At 62.9% G+C, this 26,904-nt stretch carries 17 protein-coding genes and 4 tRNA genes; 4 read left to right on the forward strand and 17 right to left on the reverse strand.

What is annotated here, in order from left to right:
* Positions 1-139 precede the first annotated feature (139 nt).
* Positions 140-571, reverse strand: a complete 432-nt coding sequence (locus tag DW136_RS01905; protein WP_118288965.1) for a zinc ribbon domain-containing protein — start codon at positions 569-571, stop codon at positions 140-142.
* A gap of 786 nt (positions 572-1,357) precedes the next feature.
* Between DW136_RS01905 and DW136_RS01910 the strand changes: the two genes are divergently transcribed.
* The 4 genes from DW136_RS01910 (at position 1,358) to DW136_RS01925 (ending at position 6,146) form a co-directional block, all read left to right on the forward strand.
* A complete protein-coding gene (locus DW136_RS01910) occupies positions 1,358-2,821 on the forward strand; it encodes an NAD(P)/FAD-dependent oxidoreductase (protein ID WP_117716001.1) in 1,464 nt (487 codons plus the stop codon).
* A 16-nt stretch (positions 2,822-2,837) separates the two neighbouring features.
* Entirely contained in the window at positions 2,838-4,187 is a 1,350-nt protein-coding gene (locus DW136_RS01915) for an FAD-dependent oxidoreductase (RefSeq protein ID WP_349125462.1), read from the forward strand.
* Positions 4,188-4,191: 4 nt separating this feature from the next.
* Positions 4,192-4,590: a DUF1667 domain-containing protein gene (locus DW136_RS01920; protein ID WP_117629442.1), complete on the forward strand. Its 399-nt coding sequence runs from the start codon at positions 4,192-4,194 to the stop codon at positions 4,588-4,590.
* 467 nt (positions 4,591-5,057) lie between these two features.
* On the forward strand, positions 5,058-6,146 hold the full coding sequence (locus tag DW136_RS01925; protein WP_199580133.1) for a Xaa-Pro peptidase family protein: 1,089 nt from the start codon (positions 5,058-5,060) through the stop codon (positions 6,144-6,146).
* A gap of 349 nt (positions 6,147-6,495) precedes the next feature.
* On the opposite strand, the gene DW136_RS01930 is transcribed toward DW136_RS01925, so the two are convergent.
* From DW136_RS01930 to brnQ, 16 genes are all read right to left on the reverse strand, one after another.
* The gene (locus DW136_RS01930; RefSeq protein WP_117629440.1) at positions 6,496-7,839 is read right to left on the reverse strand and encodes a folylpolyglutamate synthase/dihydrofolate synthase family protein; all 1,344 of its coding nucleotides are present in this window, start codon (positions 7,837-7,839) and stop codon (positions 6,496-6,498) included.
* A gap of 279 nt (positions 7,840-8,118) precedes the next feature.
* Positions 8,119-10,815 (reverse strand): valine--tRNA ligase, encoded by a 2,697-nt coding sequence (locus DW136_RS01935; protein WP_118288967.1) that lies wholly within the window; start codon positions 10,813-10,815, stop codon positions 8,119-8,121.
* Between the two features lie 286 nt (positions 10,816-11,101).
* Entirely contained in the window at positions 11,102-12,508 is a 1,407-nt protein-coding gene (clpX, locus tag DW136_RS01940; protein ID WP_117876818.1) for an ATP-dependent Clp protease ATP-binding subunit ClpX, read from the reverse strand.
* 1 nt (position 12,509) lies between these two features.
* A complete protein-coding gene (locus tag DW136_RS01945) occupies positions 12,510-13,130 on the reverse strand; it encodes an ATP-dependent Clp protease proteolytic subunit (RefSeq protein ID WP_022095182.1) in 621 nt (206 codons plus the stop codon).
* 163 nt (positions 13,131-13,293) lie between these two features.
* The gene (tig, locus tag DW136_RS01950) at positions 13,294-14,595 is read right to left on the reverse strand and encodes a trigger factor (protein ID WP_233546514.1); all 1,302 of its coding nucleotides are present in this window, start codon (positions 14,593-14,595) and stop codon (positions 13,294-13,296) included.
* A gap of 88 nt (positions 14,596-14,683) precedes the next feature.
* Positions 14,684-14,767 (reverse strand) — tRNA-Leu (locus DW136_RS01955).
* A 140-nt stretch (positions 14,768-14,907) separates the two neighbouring features.
* Complete coding sequence (locus DW136_RS01960; RefSeq protein WP_118288969.1) at positions 14,908-17,739, reverse strand: molybdopterin cofactor-binding domain-containing protein; 2,832 nt, start codon at positions 17,737-17,739, stop codon at positions 14,908-14,910.
* Positions 17,739-18,641: a xanthine dehydrogenase family protein subunit M gene (locus DW136_RS01965; protein WP_199411458.1), complete on the reverse strand. Its 903-nt coding sequence runs from the start codon at positions 18,639-18,641 to the stop codon at positions 17,739-17,741. The genes DW136_RS01960 and DW136_RS01965 overlap by 1 nt, the downstream gene beginning before the upstream one ends.
* Positions 18,642-18,773: 132 nt before the next feature.
* The gene (gene gdhA / locus DW136_RS01970; protein WP_118288970.1) at positions 18,774-20,129 is read right to left on the reverse strand and encodes an NADP-specific glutamate dehydrogenase; all 1,356 of its coding nucleotides are present in this window, start codon (positions 20,127-20,129) and stop codon (positions 18,774-18,776) included.
* A 264-nt stretch (positions 20,130-20,393) separates the two neighbouring features.
* Positions 20,394-20,490, reverse strand: a tRNA-Sec gene (locus tag DW136_RS09940).
* Positions 20,491-20,531: 41 nt separating this feature from the next.
* The gene (gene selB, locus DW136_RS01975; RefSeq protein WP_118288971.1) at positions 20,532-22,502 is read right to left on the reverse strand and encodes a selenocysteine-specific translation elongation factor; all 1,971 of its coding nucleotides are present in this window, start codon (positions 22,500-22,502) and stop codon (positions 20,532-20,534) included.
* Positions 22,499-23,956 carry an L-seryl-tRNA(Sec) selenium transferase gene (gene selA, locus DW136_RS01980; RefSeq protein ID WP_158571420.1) on the reverse strand — a complete coding sequence of 486 codons (1,458 nt, stop codon included), beginning with the start codon at positions 23,954-23,956 and terminating at the stop codon, positions 22,499-22,501. The genes selB and selA overlap by 4 nt, the downstream gene beginning before the upstream one ends.
* A 184-nt stretch (positions 23,957-24,140) precedes the next feature.
* The gene (locus DW136_RS01985) at positions 24,141-24,977 is read right to left on the reverse strand and encodes a formate/nitrite transporter family protein (protein WP_117715990.1); all 837 of its coding nucleotides are present in this window, start codon (positions 24,975-24,977) and stop codon (positions 24,141-24,143) included.
* A 316-nt stretch (positions 24,978-25,293) separates the two neighbouring features.
* Positions 25,294-25,367 (reverse strand) — tRNA-Gly (locus DW136_RS01990).
* Positions 25,368-25,373: 6 nt separating this feature from the next.
* Positions 25,374-25,450, reverse strand: a tRNA-Pro gene (locus tag DW136_RS01995).
* Positions 25,451-25,541: 91 nt separating this feature from the next.
* On the reverse strand, positions 25,542-26,900 hold the full coding sequence (brnQ, locus tag DW136_RS02000; RefSeq protein ID WP_117655109.1) for a branched-chain amino acid transport system II carrier protein: 1,359 nt from the start codon (positions 26,898-26,900) through the stop codon (positions 25,542-25,544).
* Positions 26,901-26,904: the final 4 nt, after the last annotated feature.

Consider the following 26,904-nt stretch of genomic DNA (forward strand, 5'->3'; position numbering starts at 1 on the left):
TATACAACCGCCCGCCGCACCTTAATGGCACGGCGGGCGATTTTCTACGCATGCTTCATCGTGTGGGGGCGGGTTGCGCGTGTGGCTTGCGCGGGACGCGCGGTGCCCGTGGCTTGCGGCCGGCCCGGCGATGGATGCGTTACTGAATGCGAGTTCGGCAGTAGGGGCAGACCTTCCAGTGCGCATCGAGCGGGCGATGGCAGCTGGGGCATACGTTGCGAACCTGGGTATCGCACACCGGGCAGACGACAAAGTCCTTCTCGATGGGCGCGCCGCACTGCGGGCAGGTGCCGTACTGGGCAAGCTGGCGCTCGCGCAGCGCCATGTCCAGCTCCTGCTCCTCGCGGTCGGACGCGTAGGAGTGCGGGCGCAGGACCAGGTAGGCAATGAGGCCCACAAACGGGATGAGGGCGATGATGCCCCATGCCACGTAGGCGCTGGCGCCGCGGCGGCGAGCGTCGATGAACACATAGACGACCGACAGCACATACAGGGCGACGATAAAGCCAACGAAGGCATAGACGACGCCCATAAGCTGCGGCGACATGAGCTCGGAGATGTACTTGGACATTACGGGTACCTTTCGGAATATTAACAGTCCGGTCAAGTTTACCACGGGGTTTGTTTATATGGGACCACGGCTAGGGGCGGGGCTGGTGCGGACACAAACATCTCAATCTGTAACAGGCAGGAGTGGAATCCGGGTCTAGATGTTACAGAACGAGACACAGGGGTCCCTCCCCGACTTCAATCTCGACCTGTAACAGTTACTCGGCAAAATCGGGTCCAAATGTTACAGATCGAGACAAAACATCCCCTCGCTGGCTTCAATCTCGATCTGTAACAACTGAGGCCGAATTTCCTCTCTTACTGTTACAGATCGAGACCTTCAAAATCCGTCGGAAGGTTTGTCTCAATCTGTAACATCTAGAACCCAAATCCTCAGCTAACTGTTACAGATCGAGACAAAGAAAACCGTCCGCACCGAATGTCTCAATCTGTAACAGTTACTCGGCAAATACAGTCCCAGATGTTACAGATTGAGACAAACCATTCTCTCCCCAACTTAAATCTCGAACTGTAACATCTGGAACCCAAAAACAGTTCTTACTGTTACAGATCGAGAAGAACGTGCGCCTGTGGACTCAACATCTCAATCTGTAACAGGTAACGGCGCAGACCGCGAGGTTGGGCGGGAAGATCTCGCGTTCTAACGTGGCCGGCATCCGTGCTGAGCCGGCCCACGCCTGCCGTTGGCGGATGCAGTGGGGCTGTTCGCCGCATTGCCGCTGCACTGGGGGTCTGCAGACCGTAGCATAGTCCTATTGACAGCCTGTCAACTTGTCTGGGAGGCACTGTGACGGAAACGTTTGATATCGCGGTTGTGGGCGCGGGCATCACCGGGTGTGCCATTGCGCGGCAACTCGCGCGCTATGACCTGACCATTTGCGTGGTCGAGGCGGCCAACGATGTCGCCCTGGGCGCATCGAAGGCCAACGGCGGCCTGGTACACGCCGGCTACGATCCGGCGCCGGGCACCGTAAAGGCGCAGGTCAACGCCCGCGGCTGCGAGCTATATGGCACGTGGGCCCAGGAGCTTGGATTTTTGTTCCGCCGCACCGGGTCGATGGTGCTGGGGTTTAACGACGAAGACCGCGCACACCTGGAGAAGCTGCGCCAGAATGGCGTGGCCAACGGCGTGCCCGAACTGTCGATTATCGGCCCCGAGCGCATCCGCGAGCTGGAACCACGCGCGAGTGCCGAGGCGACGTGCGCGCTGTGGTGTCCCTCCACTGGCTTTGTGGATCCGTTTGAGGTCGCCATCGCTGCGCTGGAGAACGCCGTGGCCAACGGCGTGACGTTTATTCGGTCGGCTCCGGTGGAAGCAATTGAGGTTGCCGGCGGCGAGGCTACCGACGGGGCTGCGCACTTTACGCTGGTGACGCCTGTCGGCGATGTGCGCTGCCGCTATCTGATCAACGCCGCGGGCAACGGTGCAGCGGACATCTCGCATATGGCGGGCGCCGAGGAGTTCCAGATGGTCTGGCGCCAGGGCAACATCGTGGTGCTGGACAAGGAGCCGCGCGCGCTCATGCCGCTCTACCCCGTGCCCACGCCAGTGTCCAAGGGCGTAATCGTCACGGGCACGGTCCACGGCAACACCGTGATCACCGCGACGGCTGCCGTGCGCGAGCCGGGCGACACGCAGACCTACGCAAGCGATGTGAACGCGCTGCTGACGGGAGCACGCAAGCTGGTGCCCGATCTGGACACGCGTCGCGTGGTACGCGCATTTGCCGGCGGGCGTCCGGTCATCAAGGGAACAAACGACTTCTTTATTGGGCAGTCCGCCGTGGTGCCAGGCCTGTTCCAGGCGGCGGGCATTCAGTCGCCAGGCGTGGCGAGCGCGCCGGCCATTGCCGAGCGCATGGAGCACGTGATGCGCGAGGCGGGCGTTGCTTTGCGCGAACGGGCCGATTGGGATCCGATTCGACACGCGCCGGACGACTTCGACCGTGCGCCGCTTGCACGCAAGGAGGAGCTCATTGAGTCCGACCCCGCATGGGGGCAGATCGTCTGCCGCTGCGAGACGGTGCCCGAGGCCGAGATCGTGGCCGCGATTCGACGCCGCCCGGGTGCGGTTTCGGTCGAGGGCGTCAAGCGGCGCTGCCGTGCGGGCATGGGTCGGTGCCAGAGCGGCTTTTGCCAGAGCCGCGTGGTTGCGATCCTTGCCCGCGAGCTGGGCTGCGACCCCAGCGAAGTGCTGTTGGAGGATGCCGGATCTTGGCTGGTCGAGGGACCGCTAAAGGGGGTGCGCTAGGATGGCGACGTTTGATATGCGCGACGAACGCGCGGAGACCGGAACCGCAGCGCCAGTGTCGACGCAGACCTTCGACGTGGTCGTCATCGGAGGCGGCCCCGCCGGTATGGCAGCCGCGCTTGCCGCGCACAAGGCCGGCGCGCACGTGGCCATCGTGGAGCGCGAGCAGCATCTGGGCGGCATCCTGCGACAGTGCATTCACCCGGGCTTTGGACTGTCGCACTTTAAGCAGGAACTCACCGGTCCCGAGTACGCGCATCGCTTTATCGACCAGGTGCGCGCGACCAACATTGCGCTGTTCTTGGACAGCATGGTGATAGGGGTTGATTCGGGCGAGTCCGCGGAAGACGCCGCGGTCCACACCGTCACGCTCATGAGCCCCACCGGTATGCTGCAGCTCATCGGGCGCGCGGTCGTCCTTGCCATGGGTTGCCGCGAGCGCACGCGCAGCGAGATCAAGATCCCCGGCAGCCGACCCGCCGGCGTGTTTACGGCCGGCCTAGCGCAGCGATACATCAATATCGAGAACCTCAAACCCGGCTCGCGCGCCGTCATTTTGGGCTCGGGCGACATCGGGCTGATCATGGCGCGCCGCTGCACGCTCGAGGGGATTTCCGTCGAGGGTGTGTACGAGCTCATGCCGTACGCCAACGGCCTGCGTCGCAATGTTAAGAACTGCCTGGAAGACTTTGGCATTCCACTGCATCTGTCTACCACGGTCACGCGTGTGATCGGGCACGATCGTGTGGAGGCCGTCGAGGTGAGTCAGGTCGACGAGCACCTAGCACCCATTCCGGGGACCGAGCGTGTTGTTCCGTGCGACACGCTACTGCTTTCGGTGGGCCTGATTCCCGAAAACGAGCTTTCGGTTGCCGCGGGTGTGGAGCTGGACCCACGTACGCGCGGTGCCGTGGTGGACCAGAGCCTGCAGACGGGCGTGCCGGGCATATTTGCCTGCGGCAACGTGCTGCACGTGCACGACCTGGCCGACAACGTGACGACCGAGTCCGAACGTGCCGGTGCGGCTGCGGCGGCGTGGGCGTTGGGGGCTGTCGGCACCGCGGCGGGAGTGGCGGGCGCGGGCTGCCAGCTCACGGTCTCCCCCGCTGGCATCGCAGGCTACGCACTGCCGGGACGCATCACGGCCGTGTCACTCACTAAGCTCAACTTCCGCGTACGTCGGCCGGTCGATGCTGCCCGCGTGCGCATTCTGGCAGGCGACGAGGAGCTGTTTGCAGGCAAGGTCCGCCCGTTTAAACCGAGCGTAATGGAGAGCTTCCCACTACCGGCAAAGGTAATTCAGCGCGCACTCGACCTGGGCGTTAGCGAGATAGTCCTGTCCGTCGACCCCGTTGAGGAGGCGTAGAGTCATGAGCACAAACGCGATTGAAACGCTGCAGTTCAACTGCACCACCTGCCCCTCCGAGTGCCTCCTGACCGTGGAGGTCGAGCGCAGCGCAGACGGCGCCGTGGTAGAGGTACGCTCCGTAACCGGCAACAGCTGCCCGCGCGGTGATAAGTTTGCACATCAGGAGCTCACCTGTCCCATGCGCGTGCTCACCACCACCGTTGCCGTATCCGGCGGCGACGAGGCGCTGCTGCCCGTGCGCACGGCCGAAGCCATCCCGCTGGCACTCCATGCCCAGGCGATGGACCTCATCCGCGGCGTGGTCGTCGAGGCCCCCATCCGCATGGGCGACGTCGTTCTGGAAGACCCCCTCAACACGGGCATCGACCTCATCGCCAGCATGGACATCGACCCAGCCTAAGCAGCTAATTTGGGACGGGGCTCTTTTAGCTACCCCGCCATCCACCCCGCCCCTCCTCAATTGCGGTGAAATAGTTCCTGATTTCCGCCAAAACCCCGGCATCCAGGAACTATTCCACCGCAACTTGCCTTGGGATCGATATTTAGATTGTGCCTACTTTAGTGCCATTTCAAAACTATGCCGGATTACGGGGCTGATTCGGAGACCCCCATCCATACCGGCATTTTTCGATTTTTGATAAGCCGTCTACCTGCGGTTTTAATTTCGCGATTTTTCCCATGGTCAAGTAATACAGGTCCAGCCCCGTAATCCGCCATAGTTTTGAAAGCAGCTAATTTGGGACGACCCTCTTATGACTACTTTTACCTATCATTCCGCATGTTTGATGCAGCTAAAATAGCCCCGTCCCAAATTGACTACGCCGGCATTGGGGATACCATGGTGGCAACCTAGCGAAAGGACGATGTATGGCACATGTCGATGACCAGCGTGCGGCGCGCGTGCTCGATGCGCTCGAGGCTCAGCACCCCGGCGCGCAGCTGCTCGTAAACGACCCGTGGTCGATCTATTACCTGACCGGCTTTTATGCCGATATGTTCGAGCGTTTTTGCGGCGTGCTGCTCGCACGCGATGCCGAGCCGGTAATCTTGATTAACGCCCTGCATCAGCTGCCCGAGTACGACAATGCCCGCGTGGCCTACCACAACGACACCGACGTCGTGACCGACGCCATCGCGAGTGAGATCGACCCAGCCAAGCCGCTTGGCGTCGACACTGTCATGCGTTCCGGCTTTTTGATGCCGCTCATAGAGCACCACGCCGCAAGCGAGTTTTTCCTGGGTGACTTTGCCGTCACCGCCGCGCGCACCTACAAGGATGCCGCCGAGCAGGAGCTTATGCGCGTGTCCTCGGCCGCCAACGACGCCGTGATGGCCGATGCCATCAAACTCGTCCACGAGGGCGTGACGGAGCGCGAAATCGCCGACCAGATGCTCGGCCTGTACCGCAAGCACGGCTGCGAGGGCTTTAGCTTTCCGCCCATCGTGAGCTTTGGCGCCAACGCCGGCGACCCGCATCACGAACCCGACGATACCGTGCTCAAGCATGGCGACGTGGTGCTGTTCGACATTGGCGGACGCCGTCACAACTACTGCTCGGACATGACACGCACGTTCTTTTGGGGCCAGCCGGACGAGGAGACCGCGCACGTCTACGACATCGTGCGCCGCGCCAACGAGGCCGCCGAGGCGCTCATCACGCCGGGCGTTCGTATGTGCGACTTGGACCGCGCCGCACGCGACGTGATTGAGGATGCGGGCTATGGGCAGTACTTTACGCACCGTCTGGGTCACTCAATCGGTCTGCAAGACCACGAGCCGGGCGATGTCTCGCTCGCCAACGAGCAGGTCGTAGAGCCGGGCATGACGTTCTCTATCGAACCGGGTATATACCTCCCCGGTCACACCGGCGTCCGCATCGAGGACCTAGCCCTGGTGACCGAGAACGGCGTCGAGATTCTCAACGCCTACCCCCACGATCCGGTCCGCTTAGACTAGGCAATGCGGCAAAGGGGCTGTCCCTTTGCCGCATCACATGAATGCCGCCACAAAAACGGCCTATCTACTACGTTTAGCCCGCGTGGGTCGACCATACCCGTGTTTTCGCAAAACTGGCAAGCCCTTTACCTGCGGTTTTGATTTCGCAATTCTCGGTATGGTCGAGGGTTACCGGTCAAACGTAGTAAATAGGCCCATTTCGTGGCGAGCAAGTCAACTCGAGGCGCAGGGCAGCCAAAAAAGCCCCGTCCCAAATTGACTGCTTTTGAGTTGCGGTGATATACGGACCGTTTGAGGCTTCTGGCTTGTAAAACAGTCCGTATTTCACCGCAACTGATGAGGGGATGGGTTAACGGAGCAGCCCCGCTACTTCGCCGGCTAGGGTGATGGTACCGGCTGCTACGAAAGGCTCGCCCGCGGCATCGAAAGCCGCGAGGGCCTCGGATACACTGGGGTACACGCCCGCGAGCTTGTCGGCGTCCACCAGGGAGGCGAGCTCCTCTGCCGGCAGGGCGCGATCGGAATCGGTCTGGGTCACGACCACGCGGGGGAATGCCGGAACCAGAACGTCAACGATACCCGCCACGTCCTTATCGGCCAGCGCGGCACACAGCAGCGTGGGGCGGTTCTCCACGCACGGATCGATCTCGTCCAGCGCGCTCACAAAGTTCTCGCAGCTCTGGGGATTATGACAGGCGTCAATCAACTTAAGCGGATCGGTTCCCAGCACATCAAAGCGACCCGGTGTGGGGCAACCCATAAGCGACTCATCCAGCGCATCGTGGTCGAGCTCACGACCCAGATACCCCTCGCAAAGCATAATCGCGCACGCGGCATTCTGCGGCTGATAGGCCGGCTTGACCATGCTCGACGTATAAATCGCACGCGGCGTGGTGCAGCTAAACTCAACCGTGTCGCCCACATGCGCCGGCACTTTAGTCGTGGCGTGACTCACCACGAGCGGCACCACACCGCATTCACGGCAACGGGCATCCATCACGCGCTGAACGCTCGCCTCATGCGTACCCTCGCCCAAAACAACCAGGCGCCCAGGCTTAATAACCGCAGCCTTCTCCCCCGCGATGGCCTCGAGCGTATCGCCCAGGACCTTCGTATGGTCGAGTCCAATGCCCGTAATGGCGACGGCCACGGGATCGGTCGCACTCGTAGCATCCCAGCGTCCGCCCATGCCAACCTCAAGCACGGCAACATCCACCGCAGCCTCGGCAAACACTACAAGCGCGGCGGCCGTCAACAGATCAAACGGCGTGATGGTATAGGCGCGCTCCCCCGCCGCCACACGACGGGCATTCACGCGATGCCCCGCCTCGACGGCGGCAGAAACGCCACGAGCAAAGGCCTCATCGCTCACGACGCGCCCATCGACCTCCATGCGCTCGGGATAGCGCACCAGCTGCGGCGACGTATACAGCGCGGTCTTGAGCCCCTCGCCGCGAAGAATAGCAGCCGAAAAACGCGTAGTCGAAGTCTTGCCATTAGTACCGGCAACCTGAATGCAATCAAAGTACTCGTCCGGACGCCCCAGCTCATCGAGCATATCGACAACCGTCTCGAGCAGAGGACCAGCATCCCCAGAAATCCGCCCCGTATCAGCAGCCAGCCCAACAGCCTCATCAAACGAAAGCAACTCAAACGAGAAAGGAACGACATACGACCCAGAACGCTTAGCCATAACCCAAAGTCCCCCATAACAGAAAAAGAGGCCCACCAAAAAGAATGAGCCCCTCGCGTTGACAATATCAGCCTCTATCCGCTTGCAGCGAGATCAAGGCCACAACCAAGTGGCCCTAACACGCCAGATGCAAACAACCACGTAACCGCACTAGGAGCGGCCCGACGCTTTGCTCGCCGCAAGTTCCGCACGCAAAGGACAGCACTTAATGTGCTGTCCGTCTTGCGCAGGACTGTCCGCAGCGGAGAGCAAAGCGTCGGGACGCGCCCCCAGTACCGCTTACGAGAAGTCAGCAACCTGCGAGGTCAGCGCCGCCAGGATCTCCTTGAGCTCAGCTGCACGGTCCCTCTTCTTTTGGACCACCGCGGGCGCGGCCTTGGCCACGAAGCCCTCGTTGGCGAGCGTCTTCTCGCAGCCGGCAAGCTCCTTCTGGGCCGCGGCGATCTCCTTCTCCAGGCGCGCCTTCTCGGCCGAAAGGTCGACCTTGCCCTCGAGCACCACAAAGACCTCGACGCCGCTATCGACCACGGCAATGCTCGCGGCCGGTTTCTCAACGTCGGTACCCATGACCAGCGAAGCCGTGTTTGCCAGCGGCTCAATCGTGGAGCGCAAGCTCTCGAGCTTCTCGATGTCCTCGGCACCGGCGCGCACGACCACGTCGAGCTCGGCCTTGGGGCTCAAGCGATAACGCGAACGCGTGGCGCGGGCGGCAGACACGACGGTACGGCACAGCTCAAACGCGCGCTCGGCGGGCTCGTCAACGTACTTGACGTAGTCGGCGGGCTCGGGCCACTTGGCGATCATGAGCGCCTCGGCGCGGTCCACGTTGCCCTCGGCGTCCAGATCGAGCACGCTCGCCGGCATGTTGTCCCAGATCTCCTCGGTCACGAACGGCATGAGCGGGTGCATCAGGCGAATGGAGGTGTCGAGCACAAAGATCAGGTTGCGCTGCGCCTGCAGACGACCCTCGCCCTTCAGGCGGGCCTTGGTGACCTCGACGTACCAGTCGCAGACCTCGTTCCAGAAGAACTGCTGCACGCCGCGGGCCATGTCGCCAAAGGTGTAGTTCTCGATGCCCTCGGTGACCATCTTCACGGCCTTGGCAAGGCGGCTGAACATCCAGGCGTCGGCCGGCGTCTCCACGACGGGTTCGCCGGGCGTGTAGCCTTCCATGTTCATAAGCAGGAAGCGGCTGGCGTTCCAGATCTTGGTCACAAACGACTTGGCCTGCTCGGTGCGCGGGCTGTCGATGAGCTTCTTGGTCTTCTTGTCGATGTTCGCGTCGAACTTGACATCCTGGTTGTTGGTGCACAGCGTGAGCAAGTTGAAGCGCATGGCGTCGGCGCCGTACATGCCAATGAGGTCCATGGGGTCAACGCCGTTGCCCTTAGACTTGGACATGCGGCTGCCGTCCTTGGCAAGGATCGTCGGGTAGATGACGACGTCCTTAAACGGAACCTCGTCCAGGAAGTACAGCGAGCTCATGACCATGCGGGCGACCCACAGCGCGATGATGTCGCGCGCGGTGACGAGCGCCGTCGTGGGGTGATGGCCCTCGAGCAGCTCCGGCTTTTGCGGCCAGCCCTGCGTGGCAAAGGTCCACAGCTGCGAGCTGAACCAAGTGTCCAGCACGTTCTCGTCCTGATGCACGTGATGGCCGCCACACTTGGGGCACACGTCGGTGTCCTCGGTGAGGGCGTCCTCCCAGCCGCAGTCCTCGCAGTAGAACACGGGGATGCGGTGGCCCCACCACAGCTGACGGCTGATGCACCAGTCCTTAAGGTTCTCCATCCAAGTGGTGTAGGTCTGCGTCCAGCGCGCGGGGTGGAAGGTGACCTTGCCGGAATTGACGGCGTCGAGCGCCGGCCCCTTGAGCTTATCGACGGCCACAAACCACTGCTCGGACAGCCACGGCTCCAGCGCGGCGTCGCAACGGTAGCAGTGCATGACGGAGTGGTCGTGCTCCTCGACGTGGTCGAGCAGGCCGTGCTCCTCAAACCACTTGATGACGGCCTCGCGGCACTCGTCGCGGTTCATGCCGGTAAACTCGCCGTAGCCCTCGACGACCACCGCGTGCTCATCAAAGATATTGATCTGCGGCAGGTCGTGAGCCTGACCCATGGCGTAATCGTTGGGGTCGTGGGCCGGGGTGACCTTGACAAAACCGGAACCAAAGTTGGCGTCGACATGCCAATCCTCAAAGATGGGAATCTCGCGGTCGACGATGGGGAGCTTGACGGTCTTACCCACGAAGGCGGCCTTCTCGGGATCCTTCGGGGAGACGGCGACGCCCGTATCGCCGAGCATGGTCTCGGGGCGCGTGGTGGCGACGACGATGTAGTCCTGGCCGTTGACCGGCTCGGTCAGCGGGTAGCGCAGGTGCCACAGGTGGCCCTTCTCGTCCTTGTACTCGGCCTCGTCGTCCGAGATAGCGGTGGTGCAGTTGGGACACCAGTTGACGATGCGCTTGCCGCGATAGATCAGGCCGTCGTGGTACCAGTCGCAGAAGACCTTACGCACGGCCTGGGCGTAATCCTCGTCCATGGTGAAGCGCTCGTTATCGAAGTCGACGGAGCAGCCCATGCGCTTGATCTGCTCGACGATGATGCCGCCGTACTCGTGGGTCCAATCCCAGCAGGCGTCGACAAACTTGTCGCGACCGATCTCCAGGCGGCTGATGCCCTCGCTCTTGAGCTTCTTGTCGACCTTGGTCTGCGTGGCGATACCGGCGTGGTCGGTGCCCAGCACCCAGCGCGTAGACTTGCCGCGCATGCGAGCCATACGGATGATGGCGTCCTGGATGGAGTCGTCGGTGGCGTGACCCATGTGGAGCTTGCCGGTCACGTTGGGAGGCGGAATGGTGACGGTGCAGTCGCCCACGCCCTCACGGCGCTTGTAGTAGCCGCCGTCGAGCCACTTCTGCAGAATCGCCGGCTCGTTGGTCGACGGATCGTAGTTCTTGGGCATTTCTTCCATATATCTCTCCCTGTCCCACCGGGGAGGAATGTAGGCCCGATTTTTGCTCGGTCAGGTCCTGGGCTCGCTCGAAGACCACATTACGTGGTCTTCGGCTCGTGCGGAATCTACGAAAATCGGGCCTACATTCCTCCCCTTAGGTATCGATTACTTCAGTCTGAATGACTTCGCTGAGGCTTAAACAAACACACAGAATAACACAGGTAGTTGGGGTTATTGCGTATATATAAAATAGCCTCCGACCGTGGATGGTCGGAGGCTATTTAGAAACACGTTTTAGGCTGGTTTACCCGTAGATGCGTTGGGGCTGTTCGGTGCCTTTTACGGAGGCTTCGGTTACGATGACCTTGGTGACGCCTTCCTCGCTGGGGAGGTCGAACATCGTCTGCTGCAGCACGTCCTCGCAGATGGCGCGCAGGCCGCGGGCGCCGGTCTTGCGGGCGAGCGCCATGCGGGCGATCTCGTGCAGGGCCGCGTCCTCAAACTCAAGATCGACATCCTCGAGCTGGAACATCTTGCGGTACTGGCGCACCACGGCGTTCTTGGGCTCGGTCAGGATCGACACCAGGTCGTCCTCATCGAGCGCCTGCGTCTGGGTGACGACGGGCGTACGGCCCACGAACTCGGGGATCATGCCAAAGGCGTTGAGGTCCTGCGGGAGCACCTGGCGCAGCAGGTCGTTCTCGTCGACCGAGGTGGGGCCGGCGATCTCGGAGTTAAAGCCCACGCCCTTGTTGCCCACGCGATCGGCAATGATCTTGTCCAGACCCACAAAGGCACCGCCGCAGATGAACAGGATGTTCGTCGTGTCGATCTGCAGCAGCTCCTGCTGGGGATGCTTGCGGCCGCCGGTGGGCGGAACGCTTGCCACCGTGCCCTCAAGAATCTTCAGCAGTGCCTGCTGAACGCCCTCGCCCGAAACATCGCGGGTGATGGAGAGGTTCTCGGCCTTGCGGGCGATCTTGTCAATCTCGTCCACGTAGATAATGCCCACCTGAGCGCGCTCAATATCGCCATCAGCGGCGTTGATGAGCTTGAGCAGGATGTTCTCCACGTCCTCGCCCACGTAACCGGCTTCGGTGAGTGCGGTGGCGTCGGCGATGGCAAACGGCACCTCGAGGATGCGCGCGAGCGTCTGGGCGAGCAGGGTCTTACCGGTACCGGTGGGGCCGAGCAGCAGGATGTTGGACTTGGCGAGCTCTACCTCGTCCATATCGTCGTCGAGCTGCGAGTCCAGGCCGTCATCAAAGGCCGAAAGCGCGGCGCCGCCCTCGATCACGCGACGGTAGTGGTTGTACACGGCCACCGACATGGCGCGCTTGGCGTCCTCCTGGCCCATAACATAGGCCGAAAGCTCGTCATAGATCTCGTGCGGCGTCGGCACGTGCGTGATGACCTGACGGTCGTCCTCGAGCTCAAAGCCCTCGGCCTCGGGGTCCACGGCAGGCTGGGACGCAGCCTGGCCGTGATCGTTGAGGAAACCCGGCAGCTTGCCGTTGCGGGCGGCGTCCATAAAGTCCGAAGCCAGCGACTCCTCAAGGATTTCGGAGCAGGCGGCGACGCACTCGTCACAGATAAAGATGTTGGTCGGGCCCTTAACAAGGCGGCGAACCTGACCCTGCTCTTTTCCGCAGAAGGAACAGCGGATGGGGTTGCCGTTCTCGTCGAAGTTGTCCTGCATGTTACCGGCCATCCTAGGCGTCCTTCGCGGCGAGATCGCGCGAGGTGACGATACGGTCGATCAGGCCGTAGTCGAGGGCCTCGGCAGCGGTCAGGTAGTTGTCGCGCTCGGTATCGGCCTGGACCTTCTCGATCGGCTGGCCCGAGGCATCGGACAGAATCTGGTTGAGCTCGCGGCGAGTCTTCTTGATCTCCTCGGCCACGATCTCGATCTCGGTCTGCTGACCCTGGGCACCACCGCTGGGCTGGTGAATCATGACCTTAGAGTGCGGCAGGCAGAAGCGCTTGCCCTTGGCGCCGGCCGAAAGCAGCACGGCGGCCATAGACGCGGCCATACCCACGCAAATGGTGGAGACCTGCGGCTTAATGAAGTTCATGGTGTCCAGAATCGCCAGGCCGGAGTAGACCTCGCCACCGGGCGAATTGATATAGAGCGAGATATCCTTCTCGGCATCCTGGCTCTCAAGATGCAGCAGCTGGGCAACGACCAGGTTGGCGCTGACGGAGTTGATCTCCTCGCCCAAGAAGATGATGCGGTCGTTGAGCAGGCGCGAATAGATATCGTAGCTGCGCTCGCCGCGCGGCGTCTGCTCGATAACGTATGGCACGAGGGCGGAATCGAACTTAGCGATCATACGCATCTCCATTTCTCTCTTGCGGACCAAATTGGTTCTAGATAAACGTACGGTGCCCGCATGCTATGCATTGGCTGGCACCGTACGAAGCAACCGGATAACCGGTGTATAACTTTACCCCATCACGGGCGCACGCATGCGCTCGCGGGCAAGGTGGCGAGAATTACTCGGCGTCCTTGGCGGTCTCGTCGACCTCGGTCACCTTGGCGTTCTCGACCAGGTGGTCGACGGCCTTGGAGCGACGGATGGACTCGCGGACGGCAGGCATGCGGCCATCGGCGATGAACTCGGCCTTGGAAGCCTCGACGTCCTTGACGCCGGCTTTCTCGAACTCGGCGTTGATGTCGTCCTCGGTGACCTCAATCTTGAGCTCGCGGGCGAGGGCGTCGAGAGCCAGGGACTCACGGGCAACGTCGTTGGCCTGCTTGTGCAGGTCGCCGATGAACTGCTCCATGGTCAGGCCGGAAGCGGGCAGCCAGGTGTCCAGCGTCATGCCGCGGGCAGCGAGGTTGGACAGGAAGTTCTGGCCAAGCTCCTCAAAGACGGACTGCTCGTAGTCGGCGTCCATCTCGTCGAGCTGCAGGCGCTCGGCGAGAGCGGAGACGCAACGGTTCTCCTTCTCGGCCGGGAGGCGGGAAGCCTTGTCCTGCTCGATCTCGAGCTTGATGGCGTCGCGCATAGCGTCGATGCTGTCGAAGCCAAAGTCGGACTTGACGAGCTCGTCGGTGAGCTCGGGGGTGTTGCGGACCTTGATGCCCTTGACGGTGACCTCGACGGTGTGGGTCTCGGCCTCCTCGCCCTCCTCGGCCTCGTCGGTCCAGGTGACGGACTTGACGTCGTCAACGTTGGCGCCGATCAGGGCCTCGTTGAACTCTTTGGGGTTGCTGCCGCTACCGGCGATGAGCATGCGGCCCTCGGCGGCAAAGTTGTCGGCATTCTCGACGGCCTTGAGGTCGACGGTCACATAGTCGTCAGCCTCGACGGCGCGGCCCTCGACGTCCTCGAAGGTGGCACGGTAGTTGAGGAGCATCTCGACCTGGTTGTTGATCTCGGACTCGGTGACCTCCGCAGGGGGCATCTCGATCTCGACGGCGTCGAAGGAGGAGAGCTCAGCGGCGGGACGCAGGGAGAACTCGACGGTGTAGGTGTAGTCCTCGTGATCCTTGGCGATGTCGAGGTCCTTGTAGTCACCGTTCTTGGTGGGGACGATGTCCAGCTCGTTAAGGACGGCGGGCTCGTTGGCGGCGATCAGGTCGTTGGTGGCCTGAGCGAGGGTAGCCTCGGCGCCAAGTGCGGAGTCGATGACCGGACGGGGAGCCTTACCGGCGCGGAAGCCCGGGAAGCGGTACTTCTTGGCGGTGTCCTTGTAGGCCTTCTTGATCGCGGCGTCGACGTCGGCGGCCGGGATGGTGACCGTAGCGGTGAGCTTGGCGTCCTTGACGTCAGAAGCGGTGATGTTCAACACGTTCCTCCTCATACTGCCCAGCTTATCTGAGGTGCTGGTACCTTTATGCAACAAAGAGTCGCGAGGGCATAAGCCGACGCGGGTGCGTTGGTGCGGGCGAAAGGACTCGAACCTTCACGGGAATCCCACCAGAACCTAAATCTGGCGCGTCTACCAATTCCGCCACGCCCGCATGAGCGCACAGACTAGGAATGATAGCAGATACGAGCGACAAGCGCACGCACACGTTTTACAGGCTCACGACCTCACCACGAGTGCAAAAGGCGGGACGAGTTGCCCTGCCCCGCCAATTACGACTTGTTCGCTGACCCGCTACTCCCCCAGCAGCGCCTTCTCGGGTGTGATGGGCAGCGAGCGAACCTGATGGCCGGTGGCGTGTGCGACGGCTGAGGCCACAGCGGCGAGCGGCGTGTTGATGACGACCTCGCCGATCGACTTGGCGCCAAACGGGCCCGTCGGCTCGTAGCTCGGCTCAAAGGCCACGCGAATGCTGCCGATATCCAAGCGCGTGGGCAGCTTATAGCTCATAAAGTTGCCGGTGCGCAGACGGCCGCGGTCGTCGTGCTCGACAATCTCGTAGAGCGCGTGGCCGATGCCCTGGGCAATGCCGCCCTCGGCCTGGACGCGCGCAAGCGCCTCGTTGATCACGGTGCCACAATCGACGGCAGCGGCGTAATCCACCACGGTCACCTTGCCGGTGGCCTTGTCGACCTCGACCTCGGCAATGCCGGCCATAAACGGCGGAGGCGAAACGGGCAGGCAGGCAGAGGCGTGCGAGGTGAGCGCGTCGCCGCCCGCGATGTTCTTGACGCACAGGTTGGCAAAGTCGCGCAGCGTGAGGTAGCGGTTCTGCTCGCGCGCGGCACGCTCATCGGACAGACGCACGTACTGGCCGTCGAAGACCACGTCGGCGGCGTCCACGTCCCACATCTGGGCGGCCTTGGCGCAAATCTTCTCACGCAGCTCGGTCGCGGCGTTCTTGGCGGCCAAGCCCGTCACGTACGTACCCGAGCTCGCGTACGAGCCGGCGTCGAACGGCGATACATCGGTATCCACGCCGCGCACCACAATCAGCGAGCTCTCCACGCCCAGCTCCTCGGCGGCAATCTGCGCCAGGATCGTGTCGACGCCCATGCCGTTATCGGTGGCGCCGGTCGAAAGCGTGATAAAGCCGTCCTCTTCCAGGCGCATGTCAATGCCGGCGATGTCCACGTTGGAGATGCCCGAGCCCTGCATGGTGAGCGCGCAGCCCAGAGCACGCACGCGGTCGCCCAGGTCCACGGCCAGCGGCTTGTCGCGCCAGCCGATCATGTCCATCGCGCGCAGCAGGCAGCGGTCGAGCGCGCAGGCGTTGAGCTTCTCGTTGTAGTACTGCGGCATGACCTCGCCCTCGCGCACGATGTTCTTAAGGCGCAGGTCGGCGGGATCCATGTGCAGCATGTCGGCGAGCTCGTTGACGGCACTCTCCACGGCAAACTGGCCCTGGGTGGCACCGTAGCCGCGATACGCGCCGCCGCGGTTAGTGTTGGTGTAGACGGCGTCCCAGCTAAAGCGGCTCGCCTTCACATGGTTGTAGATGGGCAGACTCTTGTGGCCCGAAAGGCCGATCGTCGTAGTAGCGTGCTCGCCGTACGCGCCGGCGTTGGACAGCGTGTGCAGATCGATGGCCGTGATGGTGCCATCGTTCATGGCGCCCAGCTTGACGGTCATCTGCATCTGGTGGCGCGAGTTGCCCGCGGTGATGGTCTCCTCGCGGGTGTAGCAGCAATAGCTCGGACGGCCGGTCTGCTGTGTCACAAACGCCACGAAGATCTCGCAGCAGCCCGTCTGCTTGGAGCCAAAGCCGCCGCCGATGCGCGGCTTAATAACCTGCACCTGCGACTGCGGAATGTCGAGCGACTGCGCGACCATGCGGCGCACGTGAAAGGGCACCTGTGTAGAGGTGGTCACCGAGATGCGGCCGAAGGCGTCGGTCGTCGCGAAGGCACGGAAGGTCTCCATGGGCGCGGTCTGCGTGGCCTGGCTGGTGTAGGTGCGCTCAAAGACGATGTCGCTCTGGGCGAAGGCCTCGTCCAGATCGCCAAAGTCGCTGGTGCCGCTGCACACCAGGTTGCGAGGCACGTCGCCGCCCTGCGGGAACATAAAGGTCACGTCGCCCTCGGGGTGAACCACGATGTCGTTATCGAGCGCCTGGGTAAAGTCGAGCAGGGGCTCAAGCACCTCGTAGTCGACCTTGATGAGCTTGAGCGCCTTGTCGGCAGCCTCCTCGGTCTCGGCGGCGACGATCGCCACCTCCTCGTTTTGGTAACGGACGAGGTTCTCGAGAATCAGGCGGTCATAGGGCGAAGGCTGCGGATAGCTCTGACCGGCGATGGTAAAGCGGCGCTTGGGCACGTCCTCGTAGGTGTAGACGCCCACCACGCCGGGCACCTTCAGGGCGCGCGACGTATCGATGGAGCGAATCTTGGCGCGGGCATAGGGGCTGCGCTTGAGTTTGACGATGAGCGCGCCGGCGGGCACCATGTCGTCCGTGTAGACGGGACGACCCTCGAGTAGCGCCTTCGAGTCCTTCTTGGGCTGCTTGTGGGTGATCTGCTTGTAGGAGACGCCGTCAGAGCTGGTGTCGTTGACCGGCAGCTCGGGCATCTCGAAGCCCACCTGTACGCCAGACTCGTTGAGGAAGCGGACGATGGCGCGCAGCTGGCTCTCGTAGCCGCTGCAACGGCAGAGGTTGCCGGCGAGCTGGCGCGAGAGTTCCTCACGCGTGGCGACGAGGCTCGGGTCCTCCTTGGCAGCGCGGGCAAGCGCCAGCACGTTCATGATGAGGCCGGGGGCGCAAAAACCGCACTGCTCGGCACCTTCGGCAGCCATGGCGCGGGCAAGCGCCTCGGACTCAGCCTTGAGACCCTCGAGCGTGGTGATGGTATGGCCCTCGACGCGCGCGGCGGGAACCGAGCAGCTCAGCACCGGGTAGCCGTCGAGCCACACCGTGCACAGGCCGCAGTTGGTGGTCTCGCAGGCGCAGCGCACCGACGCGCAACCCTGCTCACGCAAAAGCGAAAAGAGCATGGTATCGGGGGCAATCTGAACCTTGACCTTGCGGCCGTTGAGCGTAAAGGAAAGATCGATGAATTTGGCAGCCATTAGCGCACCTCGCTAGAATCGACGCCGGGCACGCGGCGGCAGGAATACTCGTCCGTGGCAAACTTAGGGACCTGCACGGTCTCGAGCTCGCGGGCAAGCGCGGCCGAAAGCTCGATGCCGGCGGCGCGGCGCACGGCCTGGACGGCGAGCGGGGCAGAGATGCGACGGCGGTAGTCGGCCGAGCCCCACAGGTTGGTTCCGTAGCTCAGGGCACGCACGGATGCAGCAAGGGCGCGAAGCTCGTCCTCGGAAGGCCGCTCGTTGGTAAGGCCGCACGCCACGCCCTGCAGCAGGGTCGCGCGCAGCGGGCGGGCGCCCACGGTGACGTGCCAAGTGTTGTTCCACCAGGCGGCGGTGACGTTCAACGAGGGGAAGTCGGTCGCGGCCTTGCGCACGGCCTCGTAGCTCGCACGGTACTCGTGTTTAACGACCACGATGTGCTCGATCACGTCGCGCACGTAGCCCATCCGCACGAACTCCGCGAGCGGCACGCGGCCGGCGCCCGTCAGCTCAACATACGAATCGAGCGCCAGGAACGCCGAGAGAACGTCCGAGAAGCCAAAGCGGCCGTAGATGCTGCCGCCCACCGTGGCGGTATTGCGCAGCTGCACGCCCACGATGTCGTGGACGGCGAACTCAAAGACATTGTTGACAAGCGCGTTGAGCCCGGCATGACGCTCGAGCTGGCGCAGGGTGCACATGGCACCGATGCGAAACTCGGTCTCGGTCTCCTCGATCTGATCGAGTCCGCAGGCCGAAAGGTCAATCGCCGTCGCCACGCGACGCGAACCCAGACGCATCCAAATGCCACCGCCCACAATCTTGTTGTTGCGGTTCTTCTGTAAGAGCTCATAGGCTTCGGCCGCGTTTCCAACACGGACGTAGGTACCGAACTTGAGCACGTTCTCCCCCATCTCTTCACTTGTCCAGTGTCCTCTAGTGTACCAAACGAGGGCGCACGGCCCTCACCACCATAGAAAAAGGCTCCCGGCACAAATGCTGGGAGCCTCATCAGTTGCTATGTCGAGCTGGATTTAGCAGACGCCCTGAGCGAGCATGGCGTCGGCGACCTTCAGGAAGCCGGCGATGTTGGCGCCCATGACAAAGTTGCCCTCCTGGCCATACTCCTTGGCGGTGTCGTCCACGTTGTGGAACATGCCGCGCATGAGCTGCTCGAGCTTGCCGTCGACCTCCTCAAAGGTCCAGGACAGGTGCTCGGCGTTCTGGCTCATCTCCAGGCCGGACACGAGCACGCCGCCGGCGTTGGCAGCCTTGCCGGGCATAAAGGCGACGCCGTTCTCCTGGAAGTAGGTCGTGGCCTCGATGGTCGTGGGCATGTTCGCGCCCTCGCCGACCACCTTGCAGCCGTTGGCGACGAGCGCCTGGGCGTCCTCGAGCAGCAGCGTGTTCTCGCGAGCGCAGGGCAACGCGATGTCGCAGGGCAGCTGCCAAACGCCACGGCCGTCGCCCTCGTGCCACACGGCGTTGGGCTTCTCGTCAACGTACATAGCGAGCGTAACGCCCTTGTCGTGGCCGGAGCGCTTCTTGTTGTAGATGTGCTCGAGCACGGTGTAATCGATGCCGTCGGGATCCTCGACCCAGCCGTGAGTATCGGAGCAGGCCAGCACCTTGCCGCCGAGCTGGGAGACCTTCTGGACGGCGTAGATGGCGACGTTGCCGGAGCCATGAACGACGACGTTCTTGCCCTCGAAGGAGTCGCCGCGGCTCTTGAGGTACTCATCCACAAAGTAGACCAAACCGTAGCCGGTGGCCTCAGTACGGGCGAGCGAGCCGCCAAAGGAGAGGCCCTTGCCGGTGAGGACGCCGGTCCACTCGTTGGTCAGGCGCTTGTACTGACCGAACATGTAGGCAACCTCACGGCCGCCAACGCCCAGGTCGCCAGCGGGAACGTCGGTGTTGGGGCCGATGTGGCGATAGAGTTCGGTCATGAAAGACTGGCAGAAGTGCATGATCTCGTTGTTGGACTTGCCCTTGGGGTCAAAGTCGGAGCCGCCCTTGCCGCCGCCCATGGGGAGGGTAGTCAGGCTGTTCTTGAGGATCTGCTCCAGACCCAGGAACTTAAGCATGCCCAGAGTGACCGTCGGGTTAAAGCGCAGGCCGCCCTTGTAGGGTCCAATAGCAGAGTTGAACTCGACGCGATAGCCGCGGTTGACCTGAACCTTGCCCTGGTCGTCGACCCAGGGAACACGGAACATGACGATGCGCTCGGGCTCGACGAGGCGCTCCAGCAGGGCGGCCTCCTCGTACTCGGGGTGGGCGTCGAGCGCCGGCTGGATGGTGCCGAGGATCTCGGTCGCGGCCTGGATGAACTCAGGCTGCTCGGGATAGCGGGCCTTGAGCTCTTCGAGGACTTTCTGCGTGTAGCTCATGCTTCCTCCAATGATGGGAAACGAAAAATGTCGGTCGCGGCACCCTATGCGCCGCGAACTTTATCGAGTATGGATAATATCGCACTGTTGCGGGAAAGTTTCGCATAAGCCGACGAGCGGATGTTTCGTTTTGATTACGATGCAGGTAGAAGCGTTTTTGAGTGCCTGACGTGCAAAACCCGTGTTTCAAACCTGTTTCGTCCATATGGTCCATACCACCACAAAGGGGACAGGCACCTTTGTGGTGGTTTTGGCAAGATGCGTTGGCGGGAACGTATGTGAATCGAACACATCCAAGACGTTTTGCACGCCTCGCAACGGTTTTGAGGACCGCGGGGCCCACCGGAGCCCATCCGCTCCCAAACATGGCGGTATTTTACCAAACTAGCAATACGACGACCCCTAGCGCAGCGATCTTAGGCCGCCGGCATCCTTGTCGTGCGTCGTAAAGCGCACCGCATCCAGGTGCTCCAAGATGCTAATGGCTCGTTTGCGCGACACGCCCAGGGCCTCGCGCAGTACGCTCGTAGTGGCAGCACCGCCGGCAGCCTCGATAGCGGCGGCAACAAGCTCGTGCGCATGAGCATCCGCGGCGGCGGACAGGGCAACGTCGCGTTCGATCTTAACGATCGCGCGGTTGAGCGAAAGCTCGCGCAGGGCACGCGTCATGGTGTCGCGATCGAGCTGCAGACGCTCACCCACCTCGGGCAGCGTCGCCGCACCGAGACCCGCCTCGTCGAGGGCGGCCACGATGCGCTGGCTCGCCTCGCGCACCACACGTATCGCCGCAGCGGCAGAGTGCGGGTCGAACACCTCGGCACCGTCGACGGTGCACACGCCGCGCGCACAGCCCTCGAGAACGAGCGCGGACGCGACGTCTTCGCCCGCTGTCGGCCAGGCGGCATGCGCGACCTCGCCCGGCGTGAAACCCGTCTGCTTGGGCGCGGCCCCGTGCATGGCGGCCAGCGTGACGGAGAGCGTGGCGAGGGCGGCATCGAGCACAGCGGGGGCGGCATAGAGCTCCTCGGTCGAGCGCTCGGCACGAAGCGCCACGGCGTCACCCGAGGAAACCGCCCCGTGCAGGAGCGCAGCCGCCTCGGCACCCGAAAGATCGAGAGCACGGGCTGCGGCCGCGGCAGGCACGGGCAGGCGCTGCAGCCCCAACCATGCGGCAACGGCGGCGGCGCGGTCGTCGGCATCCAGGGCCCCGAGCAGCGCGCACTCGCCCGCGGAGAGGACGCGCGAGCGGCGACACCGCGAAAGAAGAACACGACCGCCGCCGATAAGCACCACCGGCGAGAACGCGAGCACAATGAGGCCGTCGCCCGATCGCACGGGAAGGCGCTCCTCCAGACGGACCTGCACGATGCGGGTCTCGCCAGCCTCAATAGGACCCTCACCCTCCATGAGCATGATTCGGCCGAGGACCTCCGCCGTGCCCGCCATCACATGCACGCGCGTACCGGACTCGAAGGGCGCGGGCTTGGTGCCCTCGCGCCCCAGATACGTGAAGCGGGCGATGAGCCTGAGCGTCGAGCCCTCGGCACCAGACCCGCAGAGGACCTCGCCACGCGGAAGGTCGCCCGCACCGTCGCCCACGATGTTGAGCGCCGCGCGCTGTCCGGGCAACGCCCGAGGAGTATCACCATGCACCTGAATCGCGCGCACGCGGCAGCGCACGCCCGCGGGACATGAGACGAGCTCGTCGCCCACCGCTACGGGGGCATCGTGAAGCGTGCCCGTGACGACCGTCCCGGATCCCTTGATGGTGAAGCAGCGGTCGATGGGCAGGCGCGGGGCCAGACCGGGGCGCACCGGGCGGGATGCGGCATCGGCCAGGAAAGAGTCGATGGCGGCATCGAGGGCAAGGCGAACGTCCTCGATGCCCACGCCCGTGCGCGAGGAAACAGGCACCACGGGCGCATCGGCAAAGACGGTATCGCTGAGGAAGTCCATCACGTCGAGCTCGGCGAGCTCCGCCGTCTCGTCATCGGCCAGATCGCGCATCGTGAGCGCCACCACGAGGTGCCTCACGCCCAACAGCTCCAACACGTACACGTGCTCGCGGGTCTGCGGCATCACGCCCTCAACGGCCGAAACCACCAGCAACGCGACGTCAACGCCGGTGGCGCCCTGCACCATGGCGCGCAGATAGTGCGCATGCCCGGGCACGTCAACCAAGCCGACAAGCTTGCCGCTGGGAAGCTCGAGCTCGCCAAAGCCGAGCTCAGTGGTCATGCCTCGGCGCCGTTCGACCTCCAGACGGTCGGGATTTTTGCCGGTCAGCGCCTCGATAAGAGCCGACTTTCCGTGGTCGACGTGTCCTGCTGTTCCAACGACAACGGGACATTCGACAAGCTCACGCGTAGTCATCGACGCAAACCTGCCCGCACGGCATCCGCCAGCGCCGACGCACACAGGTCAAGGTCGGTGTCGCGCAAAAGCGTGCGAACGTCAAACAGCACCTGGTCGTGGCGCACACGCGTCACAACCGGCGTATCGGGCTCCTGAACCAAGGCTCGCTTTAGGCCATCGGCGGATAGGCGCCCATCGACGGGACAGACGGCAACGCAAAATGTTGGGAGCTCGACGGTCGGCAGCGACCCGCCGCCGGGGGCAGAGGCTCCCTCGACAACCTGCAGCTCCACGACCTCTTCGCACTGAGCCTCACGAAGCTTGCGCAGCATGCGGTCGCGCAGGCGCTTGGCCTGACGCTCGAGCGGAGCCGGCGCGGCGGAAAGCATGTTGAGCACCGGGATCTCCCGCTGTGCCGTATCGGGACCGGTCACATACAAGCGCAAAGTGGCCTCGAGCGCCGCGAGCGTGAGCTTGCCGGGGCGAAGCGCGCGCATAAGCGGATGAGAGGCGCAGGCGGCGATCGCCTGGGCGCTGCCGAGGATAATGCCCGCCTGCGAAGCACCGAGCAGTTTGTCCCCCGAGCACGAGACAACGTCGACGCCGGCGCAAAGCGAGGCGGACGTGGGTCTCTCCCCCGCATCGGCGAGCACCCCATCTGCAAGCAAAGCGCCCGAGCCTTGGTCCTCGTAAAGCAAAAGGCCGTGTTCATGCGCCAGCGCAGAAAGCTCCGCCGCCGAAACCTCCTCGTGGAAGCCCTCGATACGGTAGTTTGAAGGATGAACTTTCAGGATCATCGCCGTGTTGGGCGTAATGGCGCTTCGGTAATCGTCCAGATGCGTGCGGTTGGTGGAGCCCACCTCGACAAGCTTGGCACCCGAGGCTGCCATGATGTCGGGGATGCGGAAGCTCCCGCCCACCTCGACAAGCTCGCCGCGGCTCACGATGACCTCTTTACCAGCCGCATGGGCCGCAAGCACCAGCAGCACCGCCGCGGCATTATTGTTGACAACCAAGGCGTCCTGCGCCCCCGTGAGTGTGCGCAGCAGGCGCGCGGCATGTTCCTTACGGCCCCCGCGAGCGCAAGTCGCGACGTCATACTCGAGCGTGCTGTAGCTGCGGGCAACGTCGGTCACCGCCTGCACCGCTGCGGGAGCGAGCGGAGCACGGCCCAGATTGGTGTGAATCACAACGCCCGTCGCGTTGACGGCGGGACGCAGGGCCGGCAGCGACAGGCGGTGGCACCGCCGCTCGATGGCCAGGGCGAGCTCGCGCTTGTTCCTTGCGGGGGCGCCGGAGCGAATCGCCGCGCGCTCGGCATCGAGCTCAACATCAATCGCCTCGCGCACGATCGTGTCGCCCGCATCGCCGGCGGCCTTCATGACCGGCCACTCGGACAGCAGCTCATGAACGGCGGGAATGGAGCGCAGGCGGTCGCGCACCTCGGCGGGCATGGATTCGCAGTCGCTCATGGAAAGCCTTTCGACATATTCAATAAATAGCAGGTCCCCCATGGTCGTCATTTGCCAAACAATGACGACGCGCACGCAAAAGGGACAGGTCCATTATGGCAGCTCGTGGCAAGGCGGCGCAGCGCCTCGTCCAAAACCTGCCAAAATAAACCTGTCCCTTTTGGTCGGTTATGGCTTGGGACCTTTAGGCCTCCTTGTTGGCGTAGATAAACCAGTAGCCCAGCGCCACGATCAGGGCGCCGCCCACAATATTGCCGAGTGTGGCGACCGAAAGGTTGAGCGCCACGCCCGCCGCGTTAAGAGCGTCGGCGCCGGAGACATCGGCTCCATAGCCGCAGGAGCGCATCAAAATACCCATGGGCAAAAAGTACATGTTGGCGACACAGTGCTCAAACCCGCAGGCAACAAAGGCGGCAATGGGCAGCAGAATACCCACGACCTTGTCGACCACAGTCTTGCCGGCGGTACCGGTCCATACGGCCAGGCACACAAAGATGTTGCACAGGATACCGCGAAAGAAGATGGTGACGGCATCGATCGCAACCTTACCGGCGGCGACGCTCACCATGGTGTTGGCGACCGCCTCGCCGTTGAGCTTGTAAATGGCTGCCATGTAAATCAAAAAGACAACGAACAGGGCACCGACAAAGTTGCCGATCCACACAATGGCCCAGGCCTTGAGCATCTTGACGAGCGTGATCTTTTTGCTCTTAAGCGCGCAGACCATCAGCGAGTTACCGGTAAACAGCTCCGCGCCGCAAATGAGCACGAGCACCAGCCCCAGGCAAAAACAAAGACCACCCAATAAGCGCTGAACGCCCCAACCGAGGGTCGCATCGCTCAGAAAGACCGTGAAGAACAGGCCACCGAAGGCGATGAACGCGCCGGCGAACATGGCGAGCAAAAAGGTCTTCGAGACCGGCAGGTTGGCCTTGGTAACGCCGGCGGCCTCGGTCTTGGCCTCGATCGCGGCAGGTGCCAGGCAATCGGGGGTGGGATATTCTACCTTGCTCTGTGCCATAGCAACCACTTCTTTCTTACGACTTGGGACCGGCATTGCCAATGGATGTGTCCCGCGACGGATGGTCAAAAACAAAAAAGGTCAGAAGTAAACGTACCTCTGACCTGCAAATTACATGGAGCGGGCGACGGGAAGTCCAAGGATTTGCTTCACAAATCCTTGTTTCGCTGCGGGCCTTCGGCCCTTGCGTGCTGCGCTGGAAAATGCTCACGCATTTTCTCAGCTTCGCACCCTGGCGGGTTCGATCCCCGTCACCCGACACGTTTACGAAAACGGCTTTGGTCCCAAAAGGGGTCAAAGCCGTTAGCCAATCTTATGGAGCGGGCGACGGGAATCGAACCCGCGTCATCAGCTTGGAAGGCTGGGGTTCTACCATTGAACTACGCCCGCAAGATATGGTCGGGACGACAGGATTTGAACCTGCGACATCCTGCTCCCAAAGCAGGCGCGCTACCAAACTGCGCCACGTCCCGAAGGTGTTGAGCAGCTAAGGTCTAAACCTTGCGTGTCCCAAAGCGAAGGAAATTATAGGGGAGACTCCCCGCCTGTGCAAGCATTGATGCCTTAGCTCCTCGAATGTGCGACAAAACGACTATGGAGCAGACCGATCACAAAGGCAACCACGGCAACCGGCGCCCACGCGGCACCGATATCCGCCAGCGGCAACGCATCGAACGGCAGCCACGCGCCCGCAAAGAACGCGTCGCGGACCGAGGTAATCACGCTCTGCACTGCGACAACGCCGCCGACCCAGACCCACACCTGCGGATGCGCGTCGCAAAAACCGTGCACCAGACCCATAAGCACCAGCACGATGGCGACGGGGTACAGGGCGTTGAGCATGGGCACCGAGAACATAAGAATCACGTCGAGGCCCACGTTGGAAAGCACGCACGAAAACGCCGCGAACACAAAGGCGAGAGCCGCAAAGGGGCGGCGCATGGCCTCCTCGGAAGCCTCCGCTCCCCCTTTGACCACATACGTCTCGCAGAAATAGCGCGAACAGCAGCTGATAAGGCCGATGCACACGTTCATGCAAGCAAGGAAGAAGATCGCAAAGACCACGACCGTGCCGGCGAGGCCAAAGTGCATAGAGGCGGAACGGGCGAGGATGGCGGCACCGTTGGTGGCATCGGGCATCACGGTGCTGAGCTGCGCGCCGGCAAGGCCCAAGCCGCAGTAGATGATGGCCATGAGCACACCGGCGATCACGCCGGAGCGCGAAATCTCGAAGGCAACGCGCTTGTCATCGGTAACACCCAGCTCGTGGATGGTCTCGGCGATGATGATGCCAAAGGCGAGCGACGCGAGCAGGTCCATGGTCTGATAGCCGGTCAAAAAGCCCTGTACGGCAGCGCCAGCATTATAGGGAGCCTGCGGCGCGGCAGCGGAGCCCAGCGGCGAGACCACAGCGGCACCCACGACCAATACGATAAGGGCAATGAGCGCGGGGCCCGTAATGCGGCCGAGCACGCGCGTGATGACGCCGGGGCGCAGCGTGAGCGCAAACGCGATGATAAAGAATCCAACGGCAAACACCAGGCGTGCCGTGCTGAGCGAGACGCCCTCGGGCAGCAGCGGCACCAGCATCTCGAAGGCCGTGGAGCTCGTGCGCGGAATGGCCAGGCACGGGCCAATGGCCAGATACACCGCCGCAACAAAGAACTCGCCAAACTTGGGGTGCACGCGGCCGGCAAGCTCGCGCGCCGTTCCGGCAAGCGCAACGGCGATAAAGCCCATGACGGGCAGGCCGATGGCGGCAATGAGAAAGCCAAGCATGGCAACCGGCGTGGCAGAGCCTGCCTGCAGCGCCAGCAGCGGCGGGATAATAAGGTTGCCGGCGCCAAAGAGCATCGAGAACAGGGCGATGCCGACGGTGACGACATGGTCGGAGCGCAGACCGCGCGGTGCAGATGAGGGCATAGGC

This window comes from Collinsella sp. AM12-1 (genome assembly GCF_003472325.1).
Taxonomy (GTDB): Bacteria; Actinomycetota; Coriobacteriia; order Coriobacteriales; family Coriobacteriaceae; genus Collinsella.

What these genes read in the sequence shown, in the direction of transcription:
- DW136_RS01905 (WP_118288965.1), bottom strand. Translation starts at nt 571, where the DNA reads ATGTCCAAGTACATCTCCGAGCTCATGTCGCCGCAGCTTATGGGCGTC.
- DW136_RS01915 (WP_349125462.1), top strand. Translation starts at nt 2,838, where the DNA reads ATGCGCGACGAACGCGCGGAGACCGGAACCGCAGCGCCAGTGTCGACG.
- DW136_RS01920 (WP_117629442.1), top strand. Translation starts at nt 4,192, where the DNA reads ATGAGCACAAACGCGATTGAAACGCTGCAGTTCAACTGCACCACCTGC.
- DW136_RS01925 (WP_199580133.1), top strand. Translation starts at nt 5,058, where the DNA reads ATGGCACATGTCGATGACCAGCGTGCGGCGCGCGTGCTCGATGCGCTC.
- DW136_RS01930 (WP_117629440.1), bottom strand. Translation starts at nt 7,839, where the DNA reads ATGGCTAAGCGTTCTGGGTCGTATGTCGTTCCTTTCTCGTTTGAGTTG.
- DW136_RS01935 (WP_118288967.1), bottom strand. Translation starts at nt 10,815, where the DNA reads ATGGAAGAAATGCCCAAGAACTACGATCCGTCGACCAACGAGCCGGCG.
- clpX (WP_117876818.1), bottom strand. Translation starts at nt 12,508, where the DNA reads ATGGCCGGTAACATGCAGGACAACTTCGACGAGAACGGCAACCCCATC.
- DW136_RS01945 (WP_022095182.1), bottom strand. Translation starts at nt 13,130, where the DNA reads ATGATCGCTAAGTTCGATTCCGCCCTCGTGCCATACGTTATCGAGCAG.
- DW136_RS01960 (WP_118288969.1), bottom strand. Translation starts at nt 17,739, where the DNA reads ATGGCTGCCAAATTCATCGATCTTTCCTTTACGCTCAACGGCCGCAAG.
- gdhA (WP_118288970.1), bottom strand. Translation starts at nt 20,129, where the DNA reads ATGAGCTACACGCAGAAAGTCCTCGAAGAGCTCAAGGCCCGCTATCCC.
- selB (WP_118288971.1), bottom strand. Translation starts at nt 22,502, where the DNA reads ATGACTACGCGTGAGCTTGTCGAATGTCCCGTTGTCGTTGGAACAGCA.
- selA (WP_158571420.1), bottom strand. Translation starts at nt 23,956, where the DNA reads ATGAGCGACTGCGAATCCATGCCCGCCGAGGTGCGCGACCGCCTGCGC.
- DW136_RS01985 (WP_117715990.1), bottom strand. Translation starts at nt 24,977, where the DNA reads ATGGCACAGAGCAAGGTAGAATATCCCACCCCCGATTGCCTGGCACCT.
- brnQ (WP_117655109.1), bottom strand. Translation starts at nt 26,900, where the DNA reads ATGCCCTCATCTGCACCGCGCGGTCTGCGCTCCGACCATGTCGTCACC.